A 26,173-nucleotide genomic window follows, 5' to 3' on the forward strand; every position below is an offset into this window, starting at 1 on the left:
GTCCACCCCCTATGAATGATGGATATTCACTTTTCAAAGAACGAGTTTTAACTGGAAATGGATTGTTTTTGAGGATTTAAACTTACTATACGAGGAGGGTATAAGATGTGGGGTTGAATGCTTTTTAAGAGACTGTTCAATCCGGGTTTTCTTTTTAATGAGGGATGATAAATGACGATCTTTCCATAACCGGATTGTTTTGCTAACTTTTTGCACTGCTCCAACCTGTCTTTATCTATAATGGTCATAGACGAGAGGCTGTTGGAAGGACGAAATTCCCCGATCACGTAGCCGATCTGTTCCAGATAGTTTCCCGCAAATTCGAGAAACAGCCCTTTATATATATCAGAAGATCTCTGCTCATATGAAGCATATTCACTTGACCACTGTCCCTCTTTGATAACCCAGGCCCGGCGTTTGAGCCAGGAAAACCACGATTGATTGGACCTTTCGGAAGTGAATGGGTCATTCCATTCAAACAGCAACTCACGATCCTGTAAGCCGTTAATAAGGGCAAACCAGGGCAAATTGCCGGCAGGTTTATGGAAATTTTTCCAGTCCCCTCGTTTAGTCTTAAACTCTTGAAAATAGCTCATCGGCTTTTCAATGCTTAAACGAATTTCCTCTTCCAATAAACGATCTTGAGGGAGCAACCACCGGCATAGTTCAACCAGTTTTTCCGGCTTGTATCTCATCCATATATCCCTCCCCGGACGTGTGATCTTTCCCAATTGCAGAAATCCGAACAAGTGTTCTATAATGATTATATGGGAACAATTGTTTTAAAGCAAGTTATTTTTTGTCCTTTGCAAACAAGAGAGATCATTTTCAACCAACAAGGAGAGTTTAAGATGATTCAGGTTCGCTTTTCCCATTTGGACTATAATGTGGCAGACTTGCAGAAAGCCATGCGATTTTACGATCCGCTGATGGCTTATCTTGGTTTTCAAAAAGAGACTTGCCAACCCACCTGGTGTTTATACGGAAATCAAAGGTTTAAACTTTGTCTGGTTGAGTGTGAGGATATCTATAAATGGGAGGGTTTTCACCGAAAGCGTCCCGGACTTAATCATCTGGCATTTCAAGTGGAGAAAAAGGAGGAAGTAAATCAAGTGCATTCCTTTTTATTACAAAAAAACATTCCGATTCTCTATGGGGGGCCGGGACAATTTCATAATGAAACAGAATATTATGCGGTCTTTTTTGAAGATCCTTTTCGGCTGAAGCTGGAAGTGGTATACAGCCCCGGATATTTATAATCTCTTTAAGTTTTTGATCGGGTTCACTAATAAATCTAAATATGATAAGTATAACAAGATGGGGTCATTGCAATCTTTCTTATTTATTTGGCATGTAGTTTTGCGGGGGACTGGTTGCAGGATCACACAATGGAGCGAAATGGTTGAAACCTGCTCATGATACATAACATCTGGCTATAAGAAGGTGAAGCAAATGGGTAAATGGGTTTATCATCAAGGGGTGCCTGCAGTCTCTACTTTCTCGATCGTCGCTCATGATGCGGTAACCGGTGAATTGGGTATAGCCGTGCAATCAAAATTTCTCGCGGTTGGATCAGCCGTCCCGTGGGCAGCGGCCGATGCCGGGGCGATTGCTACACAATCCTGGGCCAATACCGGCTACGGTCCCCGTGGCCTTGAAATGCTAAGGGATGGTAAAGATCCTGACGAGGTGCTGCAAACTCTGCTGAAGGATGACCCCGGACGTGAACTGCGCCAGGTCGGAATCGTCGATCACCAGGGGCGAAGTGCCACATTTACCGGTTCAGAGTGTTTACCATGGGCGGGGGGAATTGCCGGTCCCGGCTTTGCCTGTCAGGGAAATATTCTGGCCGGTGCAGAAGTGGTTCAGGAAATGGCGAGAGTTTTCCAGGAAACAAGCGGGAACTTGCCGGAACGGCTCGTTGCGTCACTGGCAGCAGGGCAGAAGGCAGGCGGTGACCGCCGGGGCATGCAATCGGCTGCACTTTATGTAGTAAAGCCGGATGGAGGCTATGGCGGGTTTAATGATCGTTATATTGATCTCCGGGTGGATGACCATTCTCAGCCCATCGAAGAGTTGGAACGATTATTAAAGTTGCACCGCCTCTATTTTGAACGGTCAACCCCGGAAGATCTGCTGCCTTTAGAGGATGATTTGCTTGCCGAAGTGAGAAGTTTGCTTCACCAGGCTGGTTATAAACCAGGTGACACTCCGGGATATGATAAGCAAACCAAAGAAGCCCTGAAAGAATATTTCCTAACAGAAAACTTCGATGAACGTTGGACAGAGGAGCCTGTGATTGACCGCCGGGTGCTGGAATATATGAGAAATCGATAACGACAAACGAAGAAAGCGGGTTCCTGCGGCTTATGCAGTAAGAACCCGCTTTTTCGAAACATAGGATAGTCATTCATTTCCGGAAGTCCGCTTAAAAATACCCTAGCCATTGAGCCCCGAGTACCACTGCGCCCAATATCCACACATAAACTGCAAACCCCTTGAGTGAACCTCTTTGCAAAATGGAGATCATCCATTTGACAGCAATGTATCCGAGTACTGCGGACAGGAGGGTTCCAAGCAACAATGCGCTGAGGGGAAGCATTTCCGCCCCCCCGTCTAGTAGCTTTTTTCCCTGATATACCACTGCTCCGGCAATGGATGGAATCGAAAGCAAAAAGGAAAAGTAGGCCGCAGCCGCTTTGTCGATTTTACGGAAGAGGGCAGCAGCAATCGTAAGACCGGAGCGGGAGAGTGCGGGCATGATGGCAGCCCCCTGGAAGACCCCGATGAGGAAGGCGTCACTGTAACGGATTTGATCAACCGTTTTATAACCCTGATGTTTTATGGTGTCTGATGCCCACAAAACCACACCCGTCACTAAAAATTCCCATCCGATGGTCACGCCTGTTTGCGAGATCTCTTCAAAGTAATCTTTAAAGGTTAAACCGATGATTACGGTTGGGATGGTACCAACAAGGACCAATAAGCTGATCCGGCTCCACGGCTTGCGGATCATATGCAGGATTTCCCGCCAGTAAACAGTTAAGACAGCCAATAATGTCCCGAAATGGAGCATCGTGTCCAGAAACAGACCGGCTTCATCCAGACCGAACAAATGGCGACCCAAATAAAGATGGCCTGTACTGCTAATCGGTAAAAATTCAGTTAAACCCTGAATGATACCAAGAATAGCCGCTTCAATCCAACTCATCAACATTCACCCTCTGCGTCATATTTACGTTGACGAGAGCAGTTTGCCGATCTCTCCGATGACATGAGTTAATGGGACTGTTTCATCGTAGATACCGTGGATCAACCTGTTTGTGTTGATGATGACACTGCTGGGAACAGAGTTAAGACCATAAGCATCGTAAGTTTCCCTGCCTTTGTCCCGTAAGACCGGAAACCGGTAACCCGTCTGCTTTATCATTTCAAACACCCGGTCCGGTTCTGCTTCTCTCCCTGTCACATTGACAGTGAGAAAAACGAGTCCCGGATGTTGCAGTGACCGGTAAAGCAAATCTTTCTTTGGCAACATCTCCCGGCAGGAAGGGCACCAGGTAACCCAAAATTCAAGCCAAATGATCTTGCCGCGGTAGTCGGCCAGGGAGTGAGTTTTTCCCTGCAAATCTGTTAAATGAAAGTCAGGAGCTTTCCATTCGGACACATGGCTGACCTCCTTTAAGAATGTTAAGTTAAGCGAATGAAGATAAGTCCGGCAAACAGCAAAATCAAGCAGATTGTTTGTACCAGAGAAAGCCGCTCCCGGAAAATGATAATCGATAACACCGCAACAACCAAACTATTGGTGGCGAAGATAGGAGCAACAATACTGGCCGGTCCGTCTTCAAGGGCAATGGCATAAATCTGCATCCCGGCAAAAGAGAATATTCCCGATCCCAGTCCCCAGGCAATCCCCGTTTTAATTTTCTCTGTTCGGCGCGATTCTTTTTTGCGGAAAATTTCTGCCGTAAACCAGACAAGCCCAAAGAGATAACTGATAAACAAAACAGTTGCATTAGGCAATTGCATTTCTTCAGTAACTTTTAATCCCCCGTTGCGGAAGAAAAAGAGAAAAGTAGCCGTAAGTACAAGCACATACCAGTGATATCCGCGAATGCGCAAACTTTCATTGGGATCGATGGGAAGCAGGGAAACGGCAATCACCAGGAGGATCACACCAATCGTTTCAAATAAGGATAAACGTTCACCATATAACCACATCGACAAACCGACAGTGAGCACAATATTGCTGTTGACCAATGGAGAGGTCAAACTGGCCGGCCCAATCTCCAACGCTTTCATAAATAAGAGATTTCCGGCTGCCGAGCCAAAGCCGATAATCAATCCGGCAAGAAGGATCGCCATGTTAAAACGGGCGACATCGGTCTGGTACATCCACCAGAGAAAGCCCAGAGTTCCGGAAAGGTAAAGGCCCCATAGCAGATGGTCAGTCGATCCCTTCCTGGCAGAGCTGGCTTTCATCATAAACCCTGCCAGGCCGAAGGTAAGGGAGCTGAGCAAAGCTAAGAAAAACCACATGTGTTATGTCGACCCTTTCTACGTTGTAAGGTACAGTGGTAACTTAGATATCATACCGCTAGCATCTGACCTCGTCCACAGGGATCATTTATATGTTTATGTGAAAAGAGACAAATTATTTGTTTTCAGCCAAGTCCTTTTCCTTCAGAAATTTGACACTGTCCCTGAAAACCGGTCATGCTAAAATAAGAAAAAAGAGGGATCTCCTGATGGGGGAAAGTACTTATGCAACAAAATACAGATTCCATCGAATCATTAAAAGAAGAAACCAGGCAGCTGGTGGGGCATCAATTGCCGAAAGAAACTTTTTATGACTTTACCCATCCCAATAACCGCATGCTGGTGGCTGTTACCAGTTTGCGCGCAGGATACGCGGATGTTGCTTATAAACTGTTTCAAACGATTGCGGAAGAAGGACCGAAAGAAAATGCCAATCACCATTTTGCCTACGTGCGAAGCCTGATTGAAATGGCCGAAATGGATGCACAGGCAGGGCGGTTTTCTCAGGCTGAGACATTGATGGAACAGGCGCTGGAGGCCTATCCTGAATCGATGGGGTATATGATGAGCCGTGTCCATTTGGAAGTTTATCTGGCTTATTACAAGTTTTACGCAGGTAAAAAAGAAGAGGCAATGAAGCAGATTGAGTCGATCTGCAAGCGGGAACAACAAAAATTTGAGGCATTGCCTGAACATGACGCCAAAAGCCTGATCGGGCCCGGTCTTTGTTATGCCATCCATCAATATGCTCTCTTTTACGCTGTTGATGGTGCATGGATACAAGCGGTGAACAAAATGAAAGAAATGCTTCCATATGCACCGGCCATTGACCCTGCGGCTGTTCAGGAAGCGGAACGTTTGCTTGCCGGGGAAAAAGCGGAGGAGGCATTTAACCGCTATACTGAAGCCATTTGCTACAATGACGCGTAATTAAATTAATCTTGCAGATGAGGGGGCGTTTCTGATGAACCCATCCGTACAAACGACAACCACCATGGCCCTGAAAGATTGGGCTGTTACCGTGGAAGCCCTGGGAGCGGGCAAACAGATCATCTTGATGCGAAAGGGCGGCATTCGTGAGGAAACCCGCCATTTTGAAGTGCAAAGCGACCAGTTTTTCCTGTATCCTGCTTATGAGCACCAGAAAGAGGAGCTGCTAAAGCCGGATCACCGGGGGGAGATTGCCAAAACGCTGGAAGACTGGTCCCCGGAGCAGACAACCGTTCCCATTAAATATTATGCCCGGTTATATGAAGATGTGGAAGTAATGGATGAGGAAGCTTTGCATCGCCTGTACCCACACCATATCTGGACCAATCACTTTGCCACCGAAAGGCTGAAATGGAAGAAAAAACTGCCGCTTCATTTGCTGATTGTTCGTGTCTACAAATTGAATCAGCCTGTGGAAGTGAAAATTCGTGATGAATATACAGGTTGCAAGTCGTGGTTGAGGCTGCCGGAGGATGTAACCCGTCTGCCAGCCCAACCGGTACTCAGTGAGGCAGAATTTACGGCTGAAGTGCAAAAGATAAAGGCCCTGGTAGGCTGAACTGAAGAGGATAAAAAGGAAGCGGACTTCGCTCTGGCAGCCCGCTTCCTTGTTTTAATTTGAGTTGCCGACTTGCTGTTCAATTTCCAGCATGATCTCATCCAAAGTCATCTCATCTTCTATGTACAGTTTCATCAGTTCCAGGAAGTAAGTGTTTTTCTCTTTTGGTACTTGAAGAGCTTCCATCAGGTCATTAAAAGGATCAAAATGACGTGAAATAAGGTGAATGCTTCTGGATTGGAACATGATTTCCAATTTCTGTGTTTTTTCATAAATGTCTTTTAGCATCTTAAGAATGATGAAAACCAGTTGTTTTTTTTGTTGATCCATTTATAATTCCCTTTCTATAAGCTGATAAGTCAATCTTTGTTTCATGGATATTATAGCAAAGTATTTATATTTTCTACATATATATTATATATAAATTTATTTTAAATAAAATTAAAATGAGCTCTGTTCAAGGAACGGTTTGCTGTGTGATTGGACCGGGAAAAAATAAATAATTATGTATAGGAATCAAATCGGTAAAAAGGAGCGGAGCCTGTGAAAGCAATTTTGGTTACTGAACCGGGGGGAGCAGAAAAGCTTTATATGGGCGAGTACCCCAAACCATCGTGTCAGCCCGGCGAGATATTGGTAAAAGTGAAAGCGACTGCTCTTAACCGGGCTGATATTTTACAGCGGGAAGGAAAGTATCCTCCGCCACCGGGTGCCAGTCCGGTGATGGGACTGGAGATTGCCGGGGTAGTTGAAGAAGTAGGAGAACAGTTTACAGGAGTTTGGCATCCGGGTGACCGGGTTTTTGGATTGTTGCCGGGAGGAGGGTATGCTGAGTATGCGGTGATACCGGGTGAAATGGCGATACCCGTCCCGGACTCCTTTACGTTTGCACAAGCGGCCGCCATTCCTGAGGTGTTTTTGACTGCTTATCAAGCATTATTCTGGGTAGGAAAGCTGCAAAAAGGAGAAACAGTCCTTATTCATGCGGGGGCAAGCGGTGTGGGTACAGCGGCGATTCAGCTGGCAAAAGCAGTGGGGGCCAACCCGATCGTTACCGTGGGATCTGATGAAAAAAGAGAGGCATGCCAAAAGTTAGGGGCCAGTTTTGCATTTAACTATAAAGAGGGGCCGTTTACGGAGAAAGTGAAAAACGCGACAAACGGAGCGGGGGTTGATCTTATTCTCGACTTTGTCGGGGCTCCTTACTGGGATTCAAACCTGGCACTTCTCAAAGTCGATGGACGCTTCGTTCTGATCAGTACCCTGGGAGGGAGCCGGGTTGAATCTGTTTCACTTGGTCAAATACTGGCCAAACGGCTGCAAATAACAGGAACTACTTTACGCTCCCGGCCGCTGGATTATAAAATCCGCTTGACGAAAGAGTTTTCTTCCTTTGCTCTTCCCCGTTTCAAAAACGGAGAACTGCACCCGGTAATCGATCAAATTTTTTCATGGACAGAAGTGCAAAAAGCGCATCGCTATATGGAGTGGAATCAAAACATCGGAAAAATTATTCTGACCATCGAGTAATGCCGGATATATAAAGTTATTTTTTTGATGTAGAATTTTTGTATGTTTCCCTTCAAACAGGACAAGATAACCTTGAAATTTTTTGTCATTGAAGGAGGATTACAAAAATGGATGGAACAATGATTCAACAAGCACTGCGGGAGTATCAGCGGGGAGTGGGACACCTGGCTGAACAGTTGCCCGATGTGGTTCGCGAATATAACCGGTTTACGGACGCCTGTTTTGCAGAAGGTGAACTGTCCAAAAAAATAAAGCATTTGATCGGCCTTTCCCTCGGAGTTTATACCAATGATGAATACTGTATCATTTTCCATACGAAAGGGGCGGTTGATCACGGGGCAAGTGACCGTGAAGTGCTAGAGGCAGCCGCGGTTTGCGGTGCGTTTGGCGGCGGTTCCGCCATGTCACAAGCGGTCACTCTTGTTCAGGAGGCGCTGACGGAGTTTCGGGGGCAAACGCATTGAATCCGGCAAATGCGTTCGATACATTAGAAACATAGCACAAAAACTCCAATGATGAGAGGTTGAGAGCGAATGGAAACAAAGGAAGCGTTAAGATCCCGCCGTTCTGTAAAAGTTTATGATCCAACCCGTGAAGTGACTGACAAACAGCTGGCCGAATTGTTTGAGTTGACCACGTTAGCGCCATCCGCGTGGAACTTCCAGCATTATCAATTCATTGCTGTCAGAAGTCCTGAACAGAAGAAAAAACTTCGTGAGGCAGCGCTGAATCAGGAAAAAGTTGAACAAGCTTCAGTCACCCTTGTTGTCTGCGGGGATCTCCATGCCTACAAACGGGCCGACAGGGTAGCTCAGGACTTTGCAGATAAAGGGTTCTACGGACCGAATGGCCAGGAAAAAGTAGAAAAACAAGCAAAAATGATGGCTGAAACTTATCAAAACAATCCGCAACTGGCCCGCGATGAAGCGATTCGAAGTGCCTCTCTGGCGGCGATGAGCTTAATGATCGCCGCCAGGGATATGGGATTAGCCACCTGCCCCATGATCGGCTTTGATGCCGATACCGTTCGCAAAGTTGTACAATTGCCTGAACACCTGTTCCCTGTAATGCTGGTTTCCCTTGGATATCAGGGGGCGGAACCGCTCCCCCGCAATGATCGGCTGCCGCTTTCCGAAGTGGTCCACATCGACAGCTTTGGTCAGCCGTTTCAATCCAATCCGTAGGCCTTACTACAATATAAAGAATAACCTTTTGCCCGGCACCTGATTTGCCGGCTTTTTCAATGATAAAATATAAACGTCTACTTGAAGGATATTAAGAATTATGATTAGAATAATTTAAGAGATATTTTCGATTTAGAAAAAATTTATAAGGGTGGATGATTGTTAGTGTCGCGAACAAAATATGTGCAAACGTGGGATCTGAATACCATTTATGAGGGTGGGAGCCATTCATCTGTACTGAAAGAAGAGTTAGAGAATGCGGAGGGACAAATGCCTCTGCTCAAAAAGAAAATCTCTGCTCTGGATCAGGAAATAAGACCTGGCTGGTTAGACCGCTGGCATGAGACGCTGGAAGAATTACAACATTTAAGTAACCGGTTACATGAAGCTGCATCTTTTATCAGCTGCTTATTTTCACAAGACATGAAAGATGAAAAAGCACAGGCGCTCCGGGCAAGAATATCCCAAATAGAGGCTTCCTATAATTCGGTGATGACTATTTTGGAGAGCAAAATCTCTCAAATACCGCCTGCATCCTGGGAGGCGTTGATAGAAGACCCACGGATCCAGTCCATATCCTTTACACTTCAGGAAAGACGCCAGCGGGCAATGGAAAAGCTGCCGCCGGAACAGGAAGAACTGGCAAACGACTTGAGTGTGGACGGATATGTTGCCTGGGGGCACATGTACAATAACATTGTAGGGCGGATGCAGATTCCATTTGAGGAAAAAGGAAAAGTAACCCATCTGTCAGTGGGGCAAGCGGCCAATAAAATCAATCATCCTGACCGGGCCGTTCGCCGGCAGGTGTTTGAAAAATGGGAAGAGGCATGGAAAAAAGAAGCAGATTTGATTGCAGCCACACTTAACCATCTGGCGGGTTATCGGCTCCAGCTCTATAAGCACCGCAACTGGGATAACCCTTTAAAAGAACCGCTTAACGATAACCGGATGAGTGAAGAGACACTTCAGGCGATGTGGCAAGCGATCGAAAAAGAAAAACACCGCCTGGTGCCATTCATTGAACGGAAAGCAAAACTGCTGAATGTGGATAAACTGAGCTACTATGATGTCCATGCCCCGTTACCGGGAAATAATCAAGCAGTTACATATGACGAAGCTGCCGACTTTATCGTTGAACAATTCGCCAAATTTAATCCGGATATGGCAGCATTTGCCCGCCAAGCCTTTGAAATGCGCTGGATTGAGGCTGAAGACCGCCCCAACAAACGACCCGGCGGTTTCTGCACCAGTTTCCCCGTGAGCCAGCAAACCCGTATTTTTATGACGTACAGCGGCACTGCCTCAAATGTATCCACGTTGGCACATGAACTGGGACACGCTTATCATCAGCATGTGATGAAAGATCTGCCCGCTTTTGCCCAAATGTATGCGATGAATGTAGCAGAAACGGCTTCCACTTTTGCCGAATTGATTGTGAGCGATGCAGCCATTAAGCAGACGGCTACAAAAGAAGAAAAAATCATCCTGCTTGAAGAAAAATTGCAAAGTGCAATCAGCTTCTTCATGGATATCCACTCCCGCTTCCTGTTTGAGACGCGTTTTTATGAAAAGCGGAAACAAGGCCCCCTCAGCGCCAATGAGTTGTGCCAATTGATGGTGGAAGCGCAAAAAGAAGGATATGCCGAGTCACTGGCCGAATACCATCCCCATTTCTGGGCATCCAAATTACACTTTTATAATACACAGGTGCCTTTCTATAACTTCTCCTATACGTTCGGTTTCCTCTTCAGCACCGGCATCTATGACCGGGCTCTGGCAGAAGGCCCGGCGTTTGCGAAAAAATATGTAGACCTGCTCCGCGATACAGCAAGTATGACCGTAGAAGACCTGGCCTTCCGTCACCTGGGTGTCGACTTGACAAAGCCGGACTTCTGGGAAAACGCAGTAAGGCTGGCCCTCTCAGATGTAGACGAGTTTTTGTCCCTGACAGAATAAAAGTGAATCGAAAATGTTGGCCCAAGAAATTTTCTTGGGCTTTTTTCATAAACGGATTGGCTCCGGATCGGATGAATACATAAACAGTCAGAATAATGGCTGAAAAAAGTGTCAACCTTCAGTTGAATTTCTTAGGAAACTGCAAGGTGACTCATATGAGAAAGTTTTCATCCATCTGTATGTTTAAATGAGATTAGGAGTTTATCTCTCTTATAAAACGGATAAAAAAAAATAGTAGGTCTAAATAAAAATACAATGGTTAAAAGGTATAAGTGGAAAAACAATATTGACATCCTACCTTGGCGGGGGGTAACATGATGGGGGAATCGAATAACCGCCTTAGACGCCATTCACTATTCGCTGAATCCAGATGGAGCGGGGGGAACGAATCTATTGGGGTGAATCCTGTATAAACGGGCAGGGTGATCTCTTCTATTGATCCAAATTCGTCAGTTAACCTCGTAAGCGTTCGTTTAGAAGAGTGGTGGTTATTGTAGTGGCATGGGCCAGCAGAGCAACCACTCTGGTGGTTTTTTTATGCCTAAAAAATGATATTATCAACCCTGTTCAGGGTAATTAGGGAGTTTTTGCAATGCTGAATCGAGATCAAGCCAGATATCTCTTTTCAAGAGAGATTGCCCCTTTTATTATTCCGAAGGAACAGGTGGTAGTCGCTGATCCCGAGTGGTCGTTGGAGCGTGCACTTATTGTTTTAACGCGAAAGGGAACCAATTCCGTTCCAGTGGTTAACCATGCAGGCCAGGTGGAAGGGCTCATCAGCAAAACAGGTATTCTCGATTTCATGTTGCAGTTCAGCAAAGGCAATGATATTGATTTAACAGGGCTTGGCAAACATAAAGTAAAGGAAGCGATGAATAAAAATCATTCCGGAATCCTGGCTAACTCCATTTTTTCATTTGCTTTTGAAGTGCTTGTAAATTGTTCCTACATTCCTATCATTAATTTAAAAGGGCAATTTGTGGGGATATTGACCCGCAAGGTGATGATGGAAAAAGTGATTGAGTACTTTAAGGAAGAGTATTTGCAAACCATGGAAAATCGGTCATAAAAACCGGAGAGTATCGTCCGGGTGGATGTAAAAAAAACAATGCCCCCATTGTTATTCAAATAAAATGAAGACAATGGGGGCTTCAGTTTTTCGGTGGATCATAAAAAAAATCAGTTCTCTTGAAAGAAGAAACACAATAGAAAAAGAATAAGGATTGAGTGTGGTTCAGAAAAGTAAGATTTCAGCGGGGGGACGAATACATAATGTCACAAATAAAAAGATAACCTTAAGAATCCCGGAAATTTGGGGCCTTTGTTATTCTTCATGCAGATCATTAAGCAGCTCCAGATTGGAACATTGTTGGAAGAACTCCACAAGTTCATCCCAATACAGGATATCACACTGTTTTCCGGCGGTCCGGGCAGCCAATTTCGCATATTGAAGCCAGCCGAATAATGTAAACGGCATGAGCGGAAGGTCGAAATCTTCATGGTAAGATACAGATATCATGGGCTTTAATTCCAGATATACGTTTTGGTAAATCGTGGTTTCCAACAGCTTGGGCAACATGGGAGCTGCTTTTATAAGCGGGCGTTGCCCCTTCCAGATCGTTAGGACTTTCTTTTTTAAGAAGCTGTTTACATACCGCTCCCGATCCTTTTCACCTAACTTTAGACCGAACTTGGAAAGTTCTTCGGAGATATATGGAGCTTCTGAATGAAAAGAAGAATATGAGTGCGAAGTGCTTCCGTGCATTTCCTTTGACTGCAAATGATCCATTAATCCGATTGGAGAACTCTGTGTTTTAGAAATAATAGTACGGGCCCCGGATAGTGAATAGATATTTTTTTTCATTAGTTACGCCTCCTACAAGATACGCCGTCTGCATCTCGACAAGGCTGCATGATCTGCTGGGGATAATTGCTGAAAAGGAATGTTTCGGTGTTTTTCTCTTTCGTCTCTGTGGTATGCAGATGCGAGGACTAAAACCCAGGTGAGCATTTTTTACATTTATATCTGAGAATTTTTTAAAACCTTTATATGAATATTCTGCCTTAAAAATCGAATTTAAGCAAGTGAATATTGGCATTTTCCCCCGTAAAATCCCGGTGAAAAATAAGGAAATTTTGTGAACAGACTGGCGAAAATAAACGAAAGAAATAAAGGGAACATATATTCTGTGGTTAATAATGAAAAAGTTGAAACTTGTAAATTTTTGTATGATAGCTTTAAAAAACAAGCTAAAAAGTGGGGATCTTACAGTTAAATAAATCAGGTGTCCGGTTTGCTCAAAAAGTTACCGATTTTTGTCATGAATGGTTTGGAAAAAAGGCGATTACTGAACGACCCATGGTTATTTCCCGGAAAATATTCGAATGAGATGAAAAATTGTCGAGCTGATCAGTAAAAAGCAGAACCCTCTCAGCAACCCGAACATTAATTTTTTGTTTGTGTGTCATTTCAATGTAATACTGTTCGTGCCCCGGCATTGTAACCTCTTTGGCCTTGATTTTTACTTACTCGCCTCTGTTTTGGAGAGCGGTTGAATACTGGCAGGAAAAATCGGTTTGCAAAGTGATTAATAAGACACAAAATTCAATATTAATGATAGTATCAAAAATGGGATTGTCCATTTTACCGGATTGTCCATTTTACCGGATTGTCACAATTACCGGCTTTCACATGAAAACATTTGGGGGGCGTGAGCGGTGAAAAAGCTCTTTATGATCGGTGTGGCCTGTTTACTCATCGCAGGATTAACCTCTGGCAGTTTTGCTGAAAATGTGAAGGAAACGGCTTATATCGATGTTGCAGCGGCGTCGCTGTGGACCGAGCCGGGTCTTGTCCGTCCGGTTGATGAACCTTCTGCGACCAATCCTGTGGGTTTGTGGAAATGGACCCGTTCAATGTCAGTCGATGAGAAGAGATGGCTGGTTGGCAAACTGGAAACACAGGCTTTGCTGGGCAACAAGGTAACGGTTACGGAACGCCGGGGGGATTGGGTGAAAGTGGTTGTTCACGGACAGGGAACGCCGCGCGATGAACGTGGCTATCCCGGGTGGATGCCAGCCGGACAGCTCACCTATAACAAACAATTTGCGGCAAAGGAGCATGACCCGTTTGTTCAGGTAACGAAGCCGACCGCTATGTTGTACAGTACCCCGGATCTGGCTGAAGAGATGATGGAAGTCAGTTATAATACGAGATTGCCGCTGCTGGGTGAAACAGATGATGCTTATCGTCTTTTTTTGCCTGACGGGTCCGGGGCATGGCTGAAGAAAAGGGACGGGGTAAAGGAGAGGTCACCGGGGGATATCCCGGTGCCGACAGGTGAGCAGCTCGTGGAGACGGCAAGACTTTTTCAAGGTTTGCCTTATTTATGGGCGGGTACAAGCGGATTTGGTTATGACTGTTCAGGTTTTACCTTTACCGTTTATCAATCGCACGGAATCTCGATCCCGAGGGATGCGGCACCCCAGTCACAAGCGGGAACACCGGTCGCCAAAGATCAATTGCCAGGGGATTTAGTTTTCTTTGCATCTAAAAATGGCAAGGGTCCCGTACACCATGTGGGAATCTATGCCGGAAGCGGGATGATGGTTCACTCTCCCAACTCGGGCAAGTCAGTTGAAATCATTCCTCTGGACTCGCCCGCTTATAAAAAGGAATACGCCGGAGCGCGCCGTTATCTGCCGCAAACAGGTCCATAAAAAGAGGTTAACGCGGCGGAGCGCCTGTCAACCGGTGATGCAAAAAAGCCTGATGTTCATCATGTGATTGCATCAGGTCTGTTTTTATTCTTTAACGACAGATCAGAAGACAAAATTGATCTACAGTCATTTTTAGCATTCCACCTTGTTTTTATTTCCTGCATTCTGATATTGTTACCGAAGGGGGAATACTTTGAACCTGTTGTGAACTGTATGGAGACTTTGAGGTGTAAAACGGGGATGAAAATACTTGAGATTTTTGGGAAATTATTGCTCCTTTTTCTTTTGATTCAATTGCTTGGATTGCCGGGTGTGTTATTTTTGGACTCTCCCAACACTCTGCTCTTTTTGCAAACCTTTGCCCTCATTGGTGCCTCCTTGCTTATGTTTGTTCTTTTTGAGCGAAAAAGAGGCTGGCATCTGGGGGTAAGACAGGAACAGGAAGGGCTCCGGTTTTTGCAAGGGACCGGTTTGGGAGTTGGCTGTATGCTTCTGGTCTTTCTTTTGATTTTTTTATTCGGTGGAGTACAAGTGGTTGGAGTCAATGGGTCTGGGGGGGCCTGGAAATCGGTTTTAACCTCATTGGCCTTATTTATCATGGTGGGAATTTCAGAGGAAATCCTGGCACGGGGGTATACACAGGGACTGGTCTCCTATCTTTTTTCACCAGCGGCAGCCTGGATCGTATCTTCCGCTTTCTTTGCCCTTTTACACGGGAGTAATCCCGGAGTCTGGGATGAACCCCTGCCCATGATCAATATTTTTCTTGCCGGGTTATTGCTTGCCGTATACCGGGATGTGTCAGGAGGGTTGTGGGGGCCGATTGGCTTTCATTTTACCTGGAACTTTTTTCAGGGGTCCGTATTTGGATTTGCGGTATCCGGGTTAGATATCACTTCTCTCATACAACTGAAAGCAACGGGAAATACAACGGTTTCCGGGGGTTCTTTTGGAGCCGAGGGAAGCATCTTTGCAACAATTGTTTTGCTGGCGGTAACTTTCTGGATTTGGCGATTCGGCCAAACGAAGCGGAAACAGATATAAGCATACACCCTGGCCAGATGTATGCTTACTTTAATCCTGTTTACTCTTATGGTTCCGTTTGGATAGAGGGGCGGGAGCGTGTTTATCGTTATAAACGTACCAGCCGTTTCCGATTTCCTTGTACTTGGAGCGATTTTTCTTGTGCATAGGGCAAAATTCACACCGCCCGCCCGGCCGGCGTTGATAGCATTCAATACAACGGATCGGTTTCATTTATCTGGCCTTTGCCAGCAGGTCACAAAAAGCTTTTGCATAGGCGGGGAGATCCGGAGGGCGGCGGCTGGAGACGAGATTGCCATCGACAACGACAGGTTCGTCCACCCAGATGGCTCCCGCGTTTTCCATGTCGTCGCGAATGCCGGGGGTAGAGGTGACCCGTTTGCCATGTAAAATCTTGGCCGAGATTAAGACCCAGCCCGCATGGCAGATCTGACCGATCACTTTTCCGGATGTATGGGCATGGCGAACGGCTTCCAGCACTTCCTGGCAGCGCCTTAATTTATCGGGTGCCCAGCCGCCGGGGATCAGTATTCCGTCATATTCCTCCGGTTTTATTTGTCTGAAGTCCAGATCCGTTTTTACAGGTACCCCGTATTTTCCTTTATATTCTCCGGTTTCAGGGCCGGCAAGATGCACTTCTGCTCCTTCCTCGTGCAAACGTAACACAGGGTACCATAATTCGAGATCTTCAAATTCGGCTTCTACAAAGCAAAGGACTTTTTTGCCAGCAAGTCGCATAAGTATTCCTCCTTGAATAACCGCCATGGACTGTAAAAGACTACTTTTTTTTGTCATTTTTTTGTGCTAATATTGTTAAATTGAGATAAGTATAATATTTGCAGTGCCTTGGGAATGGCTTTCTTCCGGCAATTTACGTGAAAGGAATAAGGTGAAGTCATGGAATTTACGGGGAGTGTAGGGAAATAATACAAACATCTGAACAAACGTCACTTGATATAGGTATAAGTGTAAAGTAAAATAGAATGAGAATCACATGATAATCAATCTAAATAAAAAATGGTCATGTGAGGCTCAGGAACATCCTATCACGTTCTGTTTTGCCTTGCAAATGCAAGGTTAACTTCTGCGTATTTCCGATGATGGCGATCCTCATCTTCGGTTTGGAGATAAATGACGCAAAATAAGATGGAGGAATGTAGACATGTCGACACAACCGAAATTATCGATAAAGGATTTGCATGTTTCGATCGATGAGAAAGAAATCCTCAAAGGGGTCAATCTGGAGGTAAACGGCGGGGAGATTCATGCGATCATGGGTCCGAACGGGACTGGTAAGAGTACTCTCGCTTCTGCCTTGATGGGACATCCGAGATATGATGTTACCGGCGGCCAGGTTACCCTGGACGGGGAAGATGTTTTAGAGATGGAAGTAGATGAAAGAGCGCGTGCCGGTCTGTTCCTGGCCATGCAATATCCGAGTGAAGTGAGCGGAGTGACTAACTCCGATTTCTTGCGCAGTGCGATTAATGCCAAACGCGGCGAAGGCAATGAAATCTCTCTGATGAAATTTATCCGTGAGATGGATAAAAAGATGGAACTGCTGGAGATGGACGAAAAATTTGCTACCCGTTATCTGAATGAAGGATTCTCCGGCGGGGAGAAGAAACGAAACGAAATATTGCAAATGATGATGCTCAAACCCCGCATCGCTATTTTGGATGAAGTTGACTCCGGTCTTGACATCGATGCGCTCAAAGTGGTGGCCAAAGGTGTCAACTCGATGCGCAGTCCGGAAATGGGCGTACTGATTATTACACACTACCAGCGCCTGTTAAACTACATTAAACCTGATTTTGTCCATGTCTTTATGCAAGGTCGAATTGTAAAATCGGGCGGTCCTGAGCTGGCAGAACGTTTGGAAGCGGAAGGTTACGATTGGGTAAAAGAAGAGTTGGGCATTGAAGACGAAACCGTAGGCCAAAAGGCTTAAGGGTGGTGTCCGATATGAGTGTAGAAACCCAATTGCTATTTGATCCGAGTATTGTGTCTCAACTCTCCCAAAAACAACAAGAACCGGGATGGATGCTTCAATCCCGTCTGGAAGCTTTACAAAATGCCGCCCAACTTCCTTTGCCAAATGTTCAAAAGACAAATATCAATCGCTGGAACTTTACTAACTTTAAACCATTGCTTGAAGAAGCTCCCGTGGAAAACCTCAACCAAATTCCCGAGGAAATTCGTGAATTTATCTTTACCGATCAGGGTGCCAATGTGCTGGTGCAAAAAAATTCCAGTATCATCTATCGCCAGGCAGCAGGCCAGCTGACCCGGGATGGGGTCATTTTCACTGATTTGGCGACCGCAGCCCGTGAACATGAGGAGTTATTCAAAAAATATTTTATGACAGCAGGGGTAAAAAAAGACGAGCATAAGTTGACAGCGCTCCATGCTGCCCTGTTCAGCGGCGGTCTGTTCCTCTATGTTCCCAGGAATGTCGAACTGGAACTTCCCCTGCAGAGCCTGTTCTGGGTATCAGGGGCAGAAGCAGGCATTTTGCCTCATGTCCTGATCGTAGCGGAAGAAAGCAGCCGGGTCGACTTTATTGCGAACTATGTATCTCTGCATCAGGACCAGGTGGCACTGAATAACAGTGTGATTGAAGTGTTTGTGGGTCCGAATGCCCATGTGCGCGTTGCAACCGTCAATAATTTGGGTGACTCTGCTGTTGATGTTACCTATCGCCGTTCCATCGTCGACAGGGATGGCCGTTTGGAGTGGATTGTTGCTGATTTGAGCGATGGGCGAATTATTTCGGACAACACCAATCATCTGCAAGGAATCGGCGGAAACGTCAATATAAAAACAGTTGCTGTCGGTGCAGGTGAAATGCGGTCCAATATCACCTCCTCCGTCTTACATGAGCAACCACATACCCTGAGTGATATTCAGGCTCGTTCGGTCATGAAAGATAAGGCATCAAGCATTTTGAACAGCATTACCAAAATCGAAAAAGGTGCAAGCAAATCTGATGGCCAACAATCCGGAAAAGTATTGATGCTTCATCCGGAAGCACGTGGGGATGCGAACCCCATTCTCTTAATCGATGAGAATGATGTGGTAGCCGGCCATGCAGCCAGTGTAGGAAGGATTGATCCTCTGCAACTGTACTATCTCATGTCACGCGGGATCACAAGGGCACAAGCGGAAAAATTAATCATCTTTGGTTTCCTGGATGCAGTGGTATCTGAGATCCCGTCTGAATCCCTGCAACAGAGCATCCACCGCTTGATTGAAAGGAAATTTCAATCATGAACCGTTACTGGAAGGACTTCCCGATTCTTGATCAGGAGGTAAATGGCCATCCCCTGGTCTATCTGGATAGTGCAGCCACTTCGCAAAAGCCGTTTCAAGTTATTGAAGCGGTGGAAGCATACTATAAAGGGTATAACTCCAATGTACATCGCGGTGTGCACACATTGGGAACCAAAGCCACCGATGCTTATGAGGGTTCAAGAGAAAAAGTGCGCCGTTTCATTCATGCCCATTCAGCTAAAGAGATTATTTTTACCCGTGGAACTACTACTTCGATCAATCTGGTGGCACAAAGTTACGCCTTACCGCGTCTTGGCAAGGGGGATGAGATTGTTCTTACTCCCGCCGAACATCATGCCAACTTAATTCCATGGCAACAAGTGGCAAAAGCAACGGGGGCCACTTTGAAATATTTACCGCTTCAAGAGGATGGCAGCCTTGACCTGGAACAAGTAAAAAAGATAATCACTCCACAGACTAAGCTTGTCGCCATTCAACATGTTTCCAATGTCCTTGGTACTGTGCATCCGATTAAAGAGATTGCTGAGATCGTTCACCGGCAGGGCGGTGTGATTGTTGTGGACGGAGCACAGAGCGCACCGCACCTCAAAGTGGACGTGCGTGATCTAAATGTTGATTTCTACGCTTTCTCAGGGCATAAAATGTGTGGCCCTACGGGGATCGGAGTGTTATACGGCAAGGAAGAGTTGCTGGAAGCGATGGAACCGGTCGAATTTGGCGGAGAGATGATTGACCATGTAGATCTGTATGAGGCTACCTGGAAGGAGTTGCCATGGAAGTTTGAGGGTGGAACTCCGATCATAGCCGGTGCCATTGGGCTTGGGGCGGCCATCGATTACCTGGAATCGGTCGGAATGGATTCCATTGAGGAGCATGATCGTAAACTGACACGCTATGCGTTTGAGAAATTGAGCAAAATCGAAGGGGTCACTATCTACGGGCCCAAAGAAAATCGTATCGGTGCTGTTACTTTTAATCTCAACGATGTCCATCCCCACGATGTAGCAACTGTGTTAGATGCGGAAGGAATTGCTGTTCGGGCCGGCCATCATTGCTGCCAACCGCTCATGAGATGGCTGAAGGTGACGGCAACCGCACGTGCAAGTTTCTATCTATACAATGATGAAGCAGACATTGACCGGCTGGTTAAAGGTTTACAAAAGACGAAGGAGTATTTCGGACATGTCTTTAGATGACTTATACCGGCGTGTCATTATGGATCACTATCAGCGGCCCCGGAACAAAGGGCGGCTTGAAGAAGGAGCCGTCACTGTGGATCTGAATAATCCGACCTGCGGTGACCGCATCTCCTTACAAATGCGCGTCGAAGATGATAAAATTGAAGAAGCTAAATTTTTGGGGGAAGGCTGTTCGATCAGTTTGGCCTCCGCTTCTATGATGACTGAAGCAGTGAAGGGATTAACTGTCGAGCAAGCGCTTGAACTTGTTGATCTTTTTTCGAGAATGATGCAGGGGGAAGAGATTGACCCGGACAAATTCCCGCTTGAAGATATTGAGGCGCTGACGGGTGTGGCCAAGTTTCCGGCACGGATCAAGTGTGCCACTCTTGCATGGAAAGCGCTGGAAAAAGGGGTTAAACAGCCTAAACATTAATCTGAGAAGGAGGAGTTACCGTGGCGAAACAAGTGCCCGAAATCTCCGATTACAAGTACGGATTTCATGATAAAGATGTTTCGGTTTTCCGCTCCAAACGCGGTTTGAGCCGGGAAGTGGTAGAGGAGATTTCCCGTATGAAAGGTGAGCCGGACTGGATGCTGGAATTCCGGTTAAAATCGCTTGAGCAATTCTATAAAATGCCAATGCCCAATTCCCTCAACAGCAAATGGTTCTCTATTTTGCCGGGGAAATTGGATGATCTCAACTTTGACGATATCACTTACTATGTAAAACCCTCCGAACGCCAGGGGAAAACATGGGAAGAAGTGCCGGAAGAGATTAAGCGAACCTTTGACAAACTGGGGATCCCGGAAGCTGAGCAAAAATTCCTGGCCGGGGTATCTGCCCAGTACGAATCAGAAGTGGTTTACCACAATATGCAAAAAGAACTGGAAGAGCAAGGCGTTATCTTCTGCGATACTGACACTGCCGTACGCGAGTACCCCGAACTGTTGAAGGAATACTTCGGCACCGTCGTACCACCTTCAGACAACAAATTTGCCGCTCTCAACAGTGCGGTATGGAGCGGCGGAAGCTTTATCTATGTCCCTAAAGGGGTAAAATGTGAGGTACCGCTGCAAGCTTACTTCCGCATCAACTCCGAAAACATGGGGCAATTTGAGCGCACCTTGATCATCGCTGATGAAGGAAGCTTCGTACACTATGTAGAAGGATGTACGGCTCCGATCTACAGCACCGATTCCCTGCATAGTGCAGTGGTGGAAATTATCGTCAAAGACAACGCCCGCTGCCGTTATACTACCATTCAGAACTGGGCACCCAATATCTACAACCTGGTAACCAAGCGTGCTGTTGCCGAATCGGGTGCACATATGGAATGGGTGGATGGCAACATCGGAAGTAAGTTGACGATGAAATATCCGGCTGTTGTGATGAAAGGGGAAGGCGCCAAAGCAGACGTTCTCTCGATCGCTGTCGCCGGTAAGGATCAACACCAGGATGCCGGTGCCAAAGTAACGGCTCTTGCGCCGAACTGTACTGCTACCATCATTTCAAAATCGATCAGCAAACAGGGCGGTAAGGTTACCTATCGCGGTTTGACCAGCTTTGGCCGCAACTCACAAGGATCAAAAGCCAATGTGAAGTGTGACACTTTGATCCTCGACGATCAGTCCACTTCCGATACCATCCCCTACAATGAAATTAAAAATGACAACATCATGCTGGAACATGAAGCGACGGTCTCCAAAGTCAGTGAAGACCAACTCTTCTACCTGATGAGCCGCGGCCTCACCGAAAATGAAGCTACACAGATGATTATCATGGGCTTCATCGAGCCGTTCACCAAAGAATTGCCAATGGAATATGCCGTAGAAATGAACCGCCTGATCAAGTTTGAAATGGAAGGTTCCATCGGTTAATTTGCTTTTATCATCAACCCTGTCGTGCCCTGACGTGACAGGGTTGATTTGTTGTTTACATACGCTCTAAAACAGGATGCCTGAGGGGGAATGGAGATTGAGATGGATCGGCAAGTACTTTTATTTTATTTTTTTGGCTCTTCTCGCTATCGCCTTTTTGCTTATCATCGGGCCACGCTTTATTTAAAATAGATTGGGAGGTAAAGGCAAATGGGACAAGAAAATGAAATCATTCTCCAATCAAATCGGATTATCTTGCGCAGGACCACTCTACAGGATTTGGACTTTGTACTGGAAACAGAGCACCATGAAGAAAACAGGCTTTTTATCACTCCCTGGACAGAGGATCAGCATCGGGAACTGCTCTCAGACAGGGATAAGAGACATCTGATCATCGAGACAGTAACAGACCGGAAAAAGGCGGGTTATGTGATGATCGGCGGAGTTACAGATGTGAATCGCAGTATAGAAATTATACGTATTGTCATAAGAGAAAAAGGAAAAGGGCTTGGAAAAGAAACACTCAGATTGATCAAGAGATGGGCTTTTGGAGAATTACAGGCACACCGCTTGTGGTTGGATGTGAAGGATTTTAATGATCGTGCGAGAAGCCTGTATAAAAAGGAGGGATTTGTAGAAGAAGGAAAGTTGAGGGATTGTCTGAAGGCAGGGGAAAACTTTCATTCTCTTATTATCATGTCCATATTAGCTCATGAATACAAAAAGTTGTGATAATGGTCACGGTTGATGAAACAGAACAATATGAATCGTTCAAGAAGGGGACCGTTTCCAACAAAGAAGCTCACTTTGTAACTTCCTGCTCCTTAAGCTTTGCCATAACCGAACAACTTCAAAAGGTCTCTGTGTTGGAAACGGTTCTATCTTATCACAGAAGTGTACAACCTCACAGTGTTTAGAGACAACAGCTTACAACGGGCCATATAATTTTAAGATCACCAACACGGCAATAGCTGCCAGAATTCCGTGATTATTTTTTTGCTCACCGTTGACACCACCCTTCCCCCCACAGTGACACACTTTCACAGGAAAAACTACTTTACCTCAGATCGATGAAAATGCCATAATCCGGCTGCTGTAAAGAAGAGAAAACCCACGACCACGACAAGATAGAAGTCCTGAAGCCCTTGAACAAAAGGCAGTATACTCCGGACTCATCGCATAAAAAGGCTGAGACCAGGGGTAATATTTCCCCCATTCAGTGTGGGAAATAATAACATTGGGTAATACAAAAGCAAAAATTCAGGGCAATAGGAAGACCAAAATGGCTCCACCGGGTGGATACCCACAGCAGCACTGCCACCAGGGTCAAAGATGACAACCAGCCTTTAAAAATCATCATCAAAAATGCAGCCCACGGAATGCTTCCTTCAACATCAAACATGTTACCGATCAATAAAAATAAGGCCAACACCAAAAAGTTAGTGATCCCAACCAACAGCCAGGCCCAGAGCATTTTGGAAAAATAGACACCAGATCGTGAAACCGGAAAAGACAACATCTGTTTCCATCCGCCTCCAAGATGTTCAAAATGGCAGAGCAGGGAAACATATACTCCAACTAACACAGGACAGAGCAACATCCCGTATAAAAATTCAACTTGAGTCCAAGCCCCCATCCAACCGGTTATTCCTTCTTCCCTGAAGACATCAAAGTGTTCAGTATAATTTCTGATACCAACAACAGAAAGAAAAAGGGGAATGCCCAGAGCAATCAACCAGACCACAGACCGGCGAAGCTTGACCCAATCTGCCTGGAAAATATCCTTAAACATCCTCTCTCCGCCCTATTCTGTTTCTTTCCGTGCAAAATGGACGGAACCGAGCAGGAAAAGGAGCAAACCCATCAACGCACTGATTCCGACCCAGTGCCATTCCAGATGAGGGGATTGAGAAATGCTCGCAAAGTCATTAATTATATTATCGCGTGCAAAATTAAGCTGGTAAGGAATTGCCCAGGGAGTATATTGTGGCCATCCAGGCACCTGAATGAAGTATAAACCTGCCAGTGCACCCGCACCGCCGGCAATGATAGAGACAGATTGATTTTTCACGACCATGGAGAGCCAGAGTTGAACACCCATTAAAGCAAAGGAACCGAGGTATGGGTAAGCCGTATAAGAGAACAGGCGCATCCAATTTAGTGAATCACTCGCTCCCAAAATGACCCCCGCCTGATAAAAGCCAGCCATAAGCACAATTCCGGATAACAGGGTACCTGTAACGAGCCACAAGCATTTTGACCAATAAAATTGCAACTTTGAAACAGGCATGGAAAAAATAAGCTTCCAGGTATTGGACTGGTGTTCCATATTGGCAAGAACCAGAGGCATAAAAGGTTACAATCAAATGGATGGCAATAAAGTTACAATAATAGGTAACCATCCACATGGACCCCCAGATGGAAGCCCCCTTCTCCAGAGACGGCAGACCCTGTATGTTTTCTAATTTCAAGAAAATGAGGAGAAGTTCAACCCCAATGATGATGAACGGAAAGAGGAAGACAAATCTCCAAAACCAGGCCCGGCTCTCTTTTCGCAACATATCAATAGAGCCTTGAAAGATCAGATTTCCATGATGAATAATCCCGACCTGTGTGGCTATTTGGTCCACTTCACTGAGCAGATGGCTGGAAACCAGCACACTCATTTCGTACTTTTCGGGCATCTCCCTGATCAGTTCTCGAATTTCTTGAATTCCGGCAGGGTCAAGCCCGTTGGTCGGCTCATCGAGAATTAAAAGTTGCGGTTGATTGAGCAAGGTGGTGGCAATCCCGAGACGTTGCTTCATGCCCAGAGAATAGTCTTTTACCTTTCTGTCTTTGGCCTGTTTCAACCGGACTATATCTAATACCTGATCTACTCTTTTTTTATCTGGAACCCGCAGCAAACGACGTGCCGCTTCCAAATTTTCAAAGCCTGTCAGATGACCGTAGTAAGAGGGAGTTTCAACAAGTGATCCCACTTTGCCCAATATGGACATCCGATGTTGTCTGAGATCTTTGCCGAACAGGCGAACTTCTCCTTGAGTGGGGCGAATCAGCCCTAATAACATACGAATCGTGGTTGTTTTTCCCGCCCCGTTCGGCCCCAAAAATCCGTAAATTTCCCCTTTTTCTACTTTCAGATTTAATTTGTTGACAGCGATATGGTTCTTATATTGCTTGGTCAGATTGACTGTTTCAACAATGGATGAGTCCATTTAACCACCCCGATACAAAATGATGTGTAAATCCATTCAACCATTCCTGACCGCTTTCGCTGCAGCCATTCATCGACGATGAACAGAGAAAGAGCGGTCACTGTACTTAAAAACAAAACATTCGTATACGTCCCTGGTCCATATAGTTGAAAGGCAAATACTGAACTCGCTCCAAAGCTGAGAAGATAGAGCAGACAGGTCACGATTAGACGCGGTTTGATCCGGAATCGCTTCACCGTAAATTCGACCAGTGAAGAGATAAACCCAACATAAATAATGGAAACGGGGAATAAGGCTAACAAGGGCAAGAGGACGGCAGACAAAGAGTCCATTTTTAAAGCGGATATCAAAAGTCCGGCAGCCAAGCCTGTTCCCAATGTTCCAACCAAAAGTGCGCCAATCAGCTTTCTGGGAAACATCAACTTCATTTCCCGATTGTAGTAAAAGGTTTTATGCAGCTCTTTTCCAATCTCATCCGGGCAGCCGAAATCCTCCATTGCACATTGCAAAGCTTTTGTTTGGGAGTATCCTTGTTCCATGTATTCATCCACCAGCATCTCCAGGTGTGTGCGCAATTCTTCTTCCAGTTCCTTTTTGTTTTCACCTGTATATTCTATCCGGCTCATAATTTTTTTCAGATAAGGGTGTAGATCGTTCACGCGTATCCCTCCTGAGCCACTTTCATAATCAGGGAGTGAATTTTTTGCCATTGCTCAAGCTTGTGGGTGTATGATTCTTTTCCTTGTTCTGTCAATGAGTAATATTTCCGGCGTTTTCCGTCATCGGCATCCTGCCAGTATGATTGAAGGAGTCCTTTGGCTTCCAGTCTTTTAAGTGCCGGATAAAGTGTACCTTCACTCATCTTATACTGGTTGTCACTTTCTTCTTTCAGGCTTTTGGCTATTTGATACCCGTACATATCCTGTTTATAAAGTAAAGCAAGGATCAGGATATCAATGCTTCCCTTCATCATTTCTTTATCCACTGGTAACACCTCGTTGGTCGAGTTTTATATCCTTTAACTATGTACATAGTAACACGATGTAAATGGTTTAGCAATTGCTTTTTTAAATG

28 protein-coding genes, 1 pseudogene and 1 riboswitch are annotated in these 26,173 nt (G+C 45.6%); of the genes and pseudogenes, 17 read left to right on the forward strand and 12 right to left on the reverse strand.

The window, feature by feature from the left end; genetic code table 11:
* Positions 1-47: 47 nt before the first annotated feature.
* Entirely contained in the window at positions 48-695 is a 648-nt protein-coding gene (locus I8U27_RS05470; protein ID WP_181750823.1) for a DUF6630 family protein, read from the reverse strand.
* 156 nt (positions 696-851) lie between these two features.
* On the opposite strand from I8U27_RS05470, the gene I8U27_RS05475 reads away from it, so the two are divergent.
* Positions 852-1,259: a VOC family protein gene (locus I8U27_RS05475; RefSeq protein ID WP_181750824.1), complete on the forward strand. Its 408-nt coding sequence runs from the start codon at positions 852-854 to the stop codon at positions 1,257-1,259.
* Positions 1,260-1,452: 193 nt separating this feature from the next.
* Positions 1,453-2,337, forward strand: coding sequence for a DUF1028 domain-containing protein (locus tag I8U27_RS05480; protein WP_181750825.1), 885 nt, complete (start codon positions 1,453-1,455; stop codon positions 2,335-2,337).
* 91 nt (positions 2,338-2,428) lie between these two features.
* Here I8U27_RS05480 and I8U27_RS05485 read toward each other — a convergent pair whose 3' ends face one another.
* From I8U27_RS05485 to I8U27_RS05495, 3 genes are read right to left on the reverse strand one after another with little or no spacing between them, the layout of a single operon-like run.
* On the reverse strand, positions 2,429-3,211 hold the full coding sequence (locus tag I8U27_RS05485; RefSeq protein WP_181750826.1) for an undecaprenyl-diphosphate phosphatase: 783 nt from the start codon (positions 3,209-3,211) through the stop codon (positions 2,429-2,431).
* A gap of 24 nt (positions 3,212-3,235) precedes the next feature.
* Positions 3,236-3,667, reverse strand: a complete 432-nt coding sequence (locus I8U27_RS05490) for a TlpA family protein disulfide reductase (RefSeq protein ID WP_181750827.1) — start codon at positions 3,665-3,667, stop codon at positions 3,236-3,238.
* 23 nt (positions 3,668-3,690) lie between these two features.
* Complete coding sequence (locus I8U27_RS05495) at positions 3,691-4,542, reverse strand: EamA family transporter (RefSeq protein WP_181750828.1); 852 nt, start codon at positions 4,540-4,542, stop codon at positions 3,691-3,693.
* A gap of 225 nt (positions 4,543-4,767) precedes the next feature.
* Between I8U27_RS05495 and I8U27_RS05500 the strand changes: the two genes are divergently transcribed.
* Together I8U27_RS05500 and I8U27_RS05505 are read left to right on the forward strand one after the other, a co-directional pair.
* Entirely contained in the window at positions 4,768-5,472 is a 705-nt protein-coding gene (locus I8U27_RS05500; RefSeq protein WP_181750829.1) for a tetratricopeptide repeat protein, read from the forward strand.
* Positions 5,473-5,506: 34 nt separating this feature from the next.
* On the forward strand, positions 5,507-6,091 hold the full coding sequence (locus tag I8U27_RS05505) for a DUF1802 family protein (RefSeq protein WP_181750830.1): 585 nt from the start codon (positions 5,507-5,509) through the stop codon (positions 6,089-6,091).
* Between the two features lie 54 nt (positions 6,092-6,145).
* On the opposite strand, the gene I8U27_RS05510 is transcribed toward I8U27_RS05505, so the two are convergent.
* Positions 6,146-6,421: a hypothetical protein gene (locus I8U27_RS05510; protein WP_181750831.1), complete on the reverse strand. Its 276-nt coding sequence runs from the start codon at positions 6,419-6,421 to the stop codon at positions 6,146-6,148.
* Positions 6,422-6,634: 213 nt separating this feature from the next.
* Here I8U27_RS05510 and I8U27_RS05515 point away from each other — a divergent pair, with 213 nt between their 5' ends.
* The 5 genes from I8U27_RS05515 (at position 6,635) to I8U27_RS05535 (ending at position 11,833) form a co-directional block, all read left to right on the forward strand.
* On the forward strand, positions 6,635-7,621 hold the full coding sequence (locus tag I8U27_RS05515; RefSeq protein WP_181750832.1) for an NAD(P)H-quinone oxidoreductase: 987 nt from the start codon (positions 6,635-6,637) through the stop codon (positions 7,619-7,621).
* A gap of 107 nt (positions 7,622-7,728) precedes the next feature.
* A complete protein-coding gene (locus tag I8U27_RS05520) occupies positions 7,729-8,085 on the forward strand; it encodes a carboxymuconolactone decarboxylase family protein (protein ID WP_181750833.1) in 357 nt (118 codons plus the stop codon).
* Positions 8,086-8,154: 69 nt separating this feature from the next.
* A complete protein-coding gene (locus I8U27_RS05525) occupies positions 8,155-8,805 on the forward strand; it encodes a nitroreductase family protein (protein ID WP_181750834.1) in 651 nt (216 codons plus the stop codon).
* A gap of 165 nt (positions 8,806-8,970) precedes the next feature.
* Complete coding sequence (locus I8U27_RS05530) at positions 8,971-10,764, forward strand: M3 family oligoendopeptidase (protein ID WP_181750835.1); 1,794 nt, start codon at positions 8,971-8,973, stop codon at positions 10,762-10,764.
* 348 nt (positions 10,765-11,112) lie between these two features.
* Positions 11,113-11,248: riboswitch (cyclic di-AMP (ydaO/yuaA leader) on the forward strand.
* Positions 11,249-11,356: 108 nt separating this feature from the next.
* Positions 11,357-11,833 (forward strand): CBS domain-containing protein, encoded by a 477-nt coding sequence (locus tag I8U27_RS05535; RefSeq protein ID WP_181750836.1) that lies wholly within the window; start codon positions 11,357-11,359, stop codon positions 11,831-11,833.
* A gap of 255 nt (positions 11,834-12,088) precedes the next feature.
* On the opposite strand, the gene I8U27_RS05540 is transcribed toward I8U27_RS05535, so the two are convergent.
* Positions 12,089-12,628, reverse strand: coding sequence for a hypothetical protein (locus I8U27_RS05540; RefSeq protein ID WP_181750837.1), 540 nt, complete (start codon positions 12,626-12,628; stop codon positions 12,089-12,091).
* Positions 12,629-13,497: 869 nt separating this feature from the next.
* On the opposite strand from I8U27_RS05540, the gene I8U27_RS05545 reads away from it, so the two are divergent.
* Entirely contained in the window at positions 13,498-14,484 is a 987-nt protein-coding gene (locus tag I8U27_RS05545) for a C40 family peptidase (protein WP_181751029.1), read from the forward strand.
* 240 nt (positions 14,485-14,724) lie between these two features.
* On the forward strand, positions 14,725-15,528 hold the full coding sequence (locus I8U27_RS05550) for a CPBP family intramembrane glutamic endopeptidase (protein ID WP_181750838.1): 804 nt from the start codon (positions 14,725-14,727) through the stop codon (positions 15,526-15,528).
* 213 nt (positions 15,529-15,741) lie between these two features.
* Here the strand turns inward: I8U27_RS05550 and I8U27_RS05555 are convergent, their stop codons facing one another.
* Entirely contained in the window at positions 15,742-16,266 is a 525-nt protein-coding gene (locus I8U27_RS05555) for a type 1 glutamine amidotransferase domain-containing protein (RefSeq protein ID WP_181750839.1), read from the reverse strand.
* Between the two features lie 424 nt (positions 16,267-16,690).
* Between I8U27_RS05555 and sufC the strand changes: the two genes are divergently transcribed.
* From sufC to I8U27_RS05585, 6 genes are all read left to right on the forward strand, one after another.
* On the forward strand, positions 16,691-17,479 hold the full coding sequence (gene sufC / locus I8U27_RS05560; protein ID WP_181750840.1) for a Fe-S cluster assembly ATPase SufC: 789 nt from the start codon (positions 16,691-16,693) through the stop codon (positions 17,477-17,479).
* 14 nt (positions 17,480-17,493) lie between these two features.
* Entirely contained in the window at positions 17,494-18,801 is a 1,308-nt protein-coding gene (gene sufD / locus I8U27_RS05565) for a Fe-S cluster assembly protein SufD (protein ID WP_181750841.1), read from the forward strand.
* Positions 18,798-20,018 carry a cysteine desulfurase gene (locus tag I8U27_RS05570; protein WP_181750842.1) on the forward strand — a complete coding sequence of 407 codons (1,221 nt, stop codon included), beginning with the start codon at positions 18,798-18,800 and terminating at the stop codon, positions 20,016-20,018. Before sufD ends, I8U27_RS05570 begins: the two co-directional genes overlap by 4 nt.
* The gene (gene sufU / locus I8U27_RS05575; protein ID WP_220185875.1) at positions 20,005-20,436 is read left to right on the forward strand and encodes a Fe-S cluster assembly sulfur transfer protein SufU; all 432 of its coding nucleotides are present in this window, start codon (positions 20,005-20,007) and stop codon (positions 20,434-20,436) included. Before I8U27_RS05570 ends, sufU begins: the two co-directional genes overlap by 14 nt.
* A 20-nt stretch (positions 20,437-20,456) precedes the next feature.
* Complete coding sequence (sufB, locus tag I8U27_RS05580) at positions 20,457-21,881, forward strand: Fe-S cluster assembly protein SufB (protein WP_181750843.1); 1,425 nt, start codon at positions 20,457-20,459, stop codon at positions 21,879-21,881.
* Between the two features lie 210 nt (positions 21,882-22,091).
* A complete protein-coding gene (locus I8U27_RS05585) occupies positions 22,092-22,613 on the forward strand; it encodes a GNAT family N-acetyltransferase (RefSeq protein WP_181750844.1) in 522 nt (173 codons plus the stop codon).
* Between the two features lie 484 nt (positions 22,614-23,097).
* On the opposite strand, the gene I8U27_RS05590 is transcribed toward I8U27_RS05585, so the two are convergent.
* From I8U27_RS05590 to I8U27_RS05610, 5 genes and pseudogenes are all read right to left on the reverse strand, one after another.
* Complete coding sequence (locus tag I8U27_RS05590; protein WP_181750845.1) at positions 23,098-23,673, reverse strand: ABC transporter permease; 576 nt, start codon at positions 23,671-23,673, stop codon at positions 23,098-23,100.
* Positions 23,674-23,685: 12 nt separating this feature from the next.
* Positions 23,686-24,159 (reverse strand): annotated as a pseudogene (locus tag I8U27_RS05595) (hypothetical protein); the annotation flags it as partial.
* Positions 24,047-25,099: an ABC transporter ATP-binding protein gene (locus I8U27_RS20525; RefSeq protein ID WP_232345266.1), complete on the reverse strand. Its 1,053-nt coding sequence runs from the start codon at positions 25,097-25,099 to the stop codon at positions 24,047-24,049. The pseudogene I8U27_RS05595 and the gene I8U27_RS20525, both read right to left, overlap by 113 nt.
* Positions 25,066-25,758, reverse strand: coding sequence for a permease prefix domain 1-containing protein (locus I8U27_RS05605; RefSeq protein WP_181750847.1), 693 nt, complete (start codon positions 25,756-25,758; stop codon positions 25,066-25,068). Before I8U27_RS05605 ends, I8U27_RS20525 begins: the two co-directional genes overlap by 34 nt.
* Positions 25,755-26,084: a PadR family transcriptional regulator gene (locus I8U27_RS05610; RefSeq protein ID WP_181750848.1), complete on the reverse strand. Its 330-nt coding sequence runs from the start codon at positions 26,082-26,084 to the stop codon at positions 25,755-25,757. The genes I8U27_RS05605 and I8U27_RS05610 overlap by 4 nt, the downstream gene beginning before the upstream one ends.
* Positions 26,085-26,173: the final 89 nt, after the last annotated feature.

The sequence above is a fragment of the Paenactinomyces guangxiensis genome, from assembly GCF_016055185.1.
In the GTDB taxonomy this organism is placed as follows: domain Bacteria; phylum Bacillota; class Bacilli; order Thermoactinomycetales; family Thermoactinomycetaceae; genus Paenactinomyces; species Paenactinomyces guangxiensis.

Bases quoted from the DNA above. Each gene is read 5' to 3' on its own strand.
- I8U27_RS05470 (WP_181750823.1), bottom strand. From the start codon at position 695: ATGAGATACAAGCCGGAAAAACTGGTTGAACTATGCCGGTGGTTGCTC.
- I8U27_RS05475 (WP_181750824.1), top strand. From the start codon at position 852: ATGATTCAGGTTCGCTTTTCCCATTTGGACTATAATGTGGCAGACTTG.
- I8U27_RS05480 (WP_181750825.1), top strand. From the start codon at position 1,453: ATGGGTAAATGGGTTTATCATCAAGGGGTGCCTGCAGTCTCTACTTTC.
- I8U27_RS05485 (WP_181750826.1), bottom strand. From the start codon at position 3,211: ATGAGTTGGATTGAAGCGGCTATTCTTGGTATCATTCAGGGTTTAACT.
- I8U27_RS05495 (WP_181750828.1), bottom strand. From the start codon at position 4,542: ATGTGGTTTTTCTTAGCTTTGCTCAGCTCCCTTACCTTCGGCCTGGCA.
- I8U27_RS05500 (WP_181750829.1), top strand. From the start codon at position 4,768: ATGCAACAAAATACAGATTCCATCGAATCATTAAAAGAAGAAACCAGG.
- I8U27_RS05505 (WP_181750830.1), top strand. From the start codon at position 5,507: ATGAACCCATCCGTACAAACGACAACCACCATGGCCCTGAAAGATTGG.
- I8U27_RS05510 (WP_181750831.1), bottom strand. From the start codon at position 6,421: ATGGATCAACAAAAAAAACAACTGGTTTTCATCATTCTTAAGATGCTA.
- I8U27_RS05520 (WP_181750833.1), top strand. From the start codon at position 7,729: ATGGATGGAACAATGATTCAACAAGCACTGCGGGAGTATCAGCGGGGA.
- I8U27_RS05525 (WP_181750834.1), top strand. From the start codon at position 8,155: ATGGAAACAAAGGAAGCGTTAAGATCCCGCCGTTCTGTAAAAGTTTAT.
- I8U27_RS05535 (WP_181750836.1), top strand. From the start codon at position 11,357: ATGCTGAATCGAGATCAAGCCAGATATCTCTTTTCAAGAGAGATTGCC.
- I8U27_RS05540 (WP_181750837.1), bottom strand. From the start codon at position 12,628: ATGAAAAAAAATATCTATTCACTATCCGGGGCCCGTACTATTATTTCT.
- I8U27_RS05545 (WP_181751029.1), top strand. From the start codon at position 13,498: ATGATCGGTGTGGCCTGTTTACTCATCGCAGGATTAACCTCTGGCAGT.
- I8U27_RS05550 (WP_181750838.1), top strand. From the start codon at position 14,725: ATGAAAATACTTGAGATTTTTGGGAAATTATTGCTCCTTTTTCTTTTG.
- I8U27_RS05555 (WP_181750839.1), bottom strand. From the start codon at position 16,266: ATGCGACTTGCTGGCAAAAAAGTCCTTTGCTTTGTAGAAGCCGAATTT.
- sufC (WP_181750840.1), top strand. From the start codon at position 16,691: ATGTCGACACAACCGAAATTATCGATAAAGGATTTGCATGTTTCGATC.
- sufD (WP_181750841.1), top strand. From the start codon at position 17,494: ATGAGTGTAGAAACCCAATTGCTATTTGATCCGAGTATTGTGTCTCAA.
- I8U27_RS05570 (WP_181750842.1), top strand. From the start codon at position 18,798: ATGAACCGTTACTGGAAGGACTTCCCGATTCTTGATCAGGAGGTAAAT.
- sufU (WP_220185875.1), top strand. From the start codon at position 20,005: ATGTCTTTAGATGACTTATACCGGCGTGTCATTATGGATCACTATCAG.
- I8U27_RS05585 (WP_181750844.1), top strand. From the start codon at position 22,092: ATGGGACAAGAAAATGAAATCATTCTCCAATCAAATCGGATTATCTTG.
- I8U27_RS05590 (WP_181750845.1), bottom strand. From the start codon at position 23,673: ATGTTTAAGGATATTTTCCAGGCAGATTGGGTCAAGCTTCGCCGGTCT.
- I8U27_RS20525 (WP_232345266.1), bottom strand. From the start codon at position 25,099: ATGGACTCATCCATTGTTGAAACAGTCAATCTGACCAAGCAATATAAG.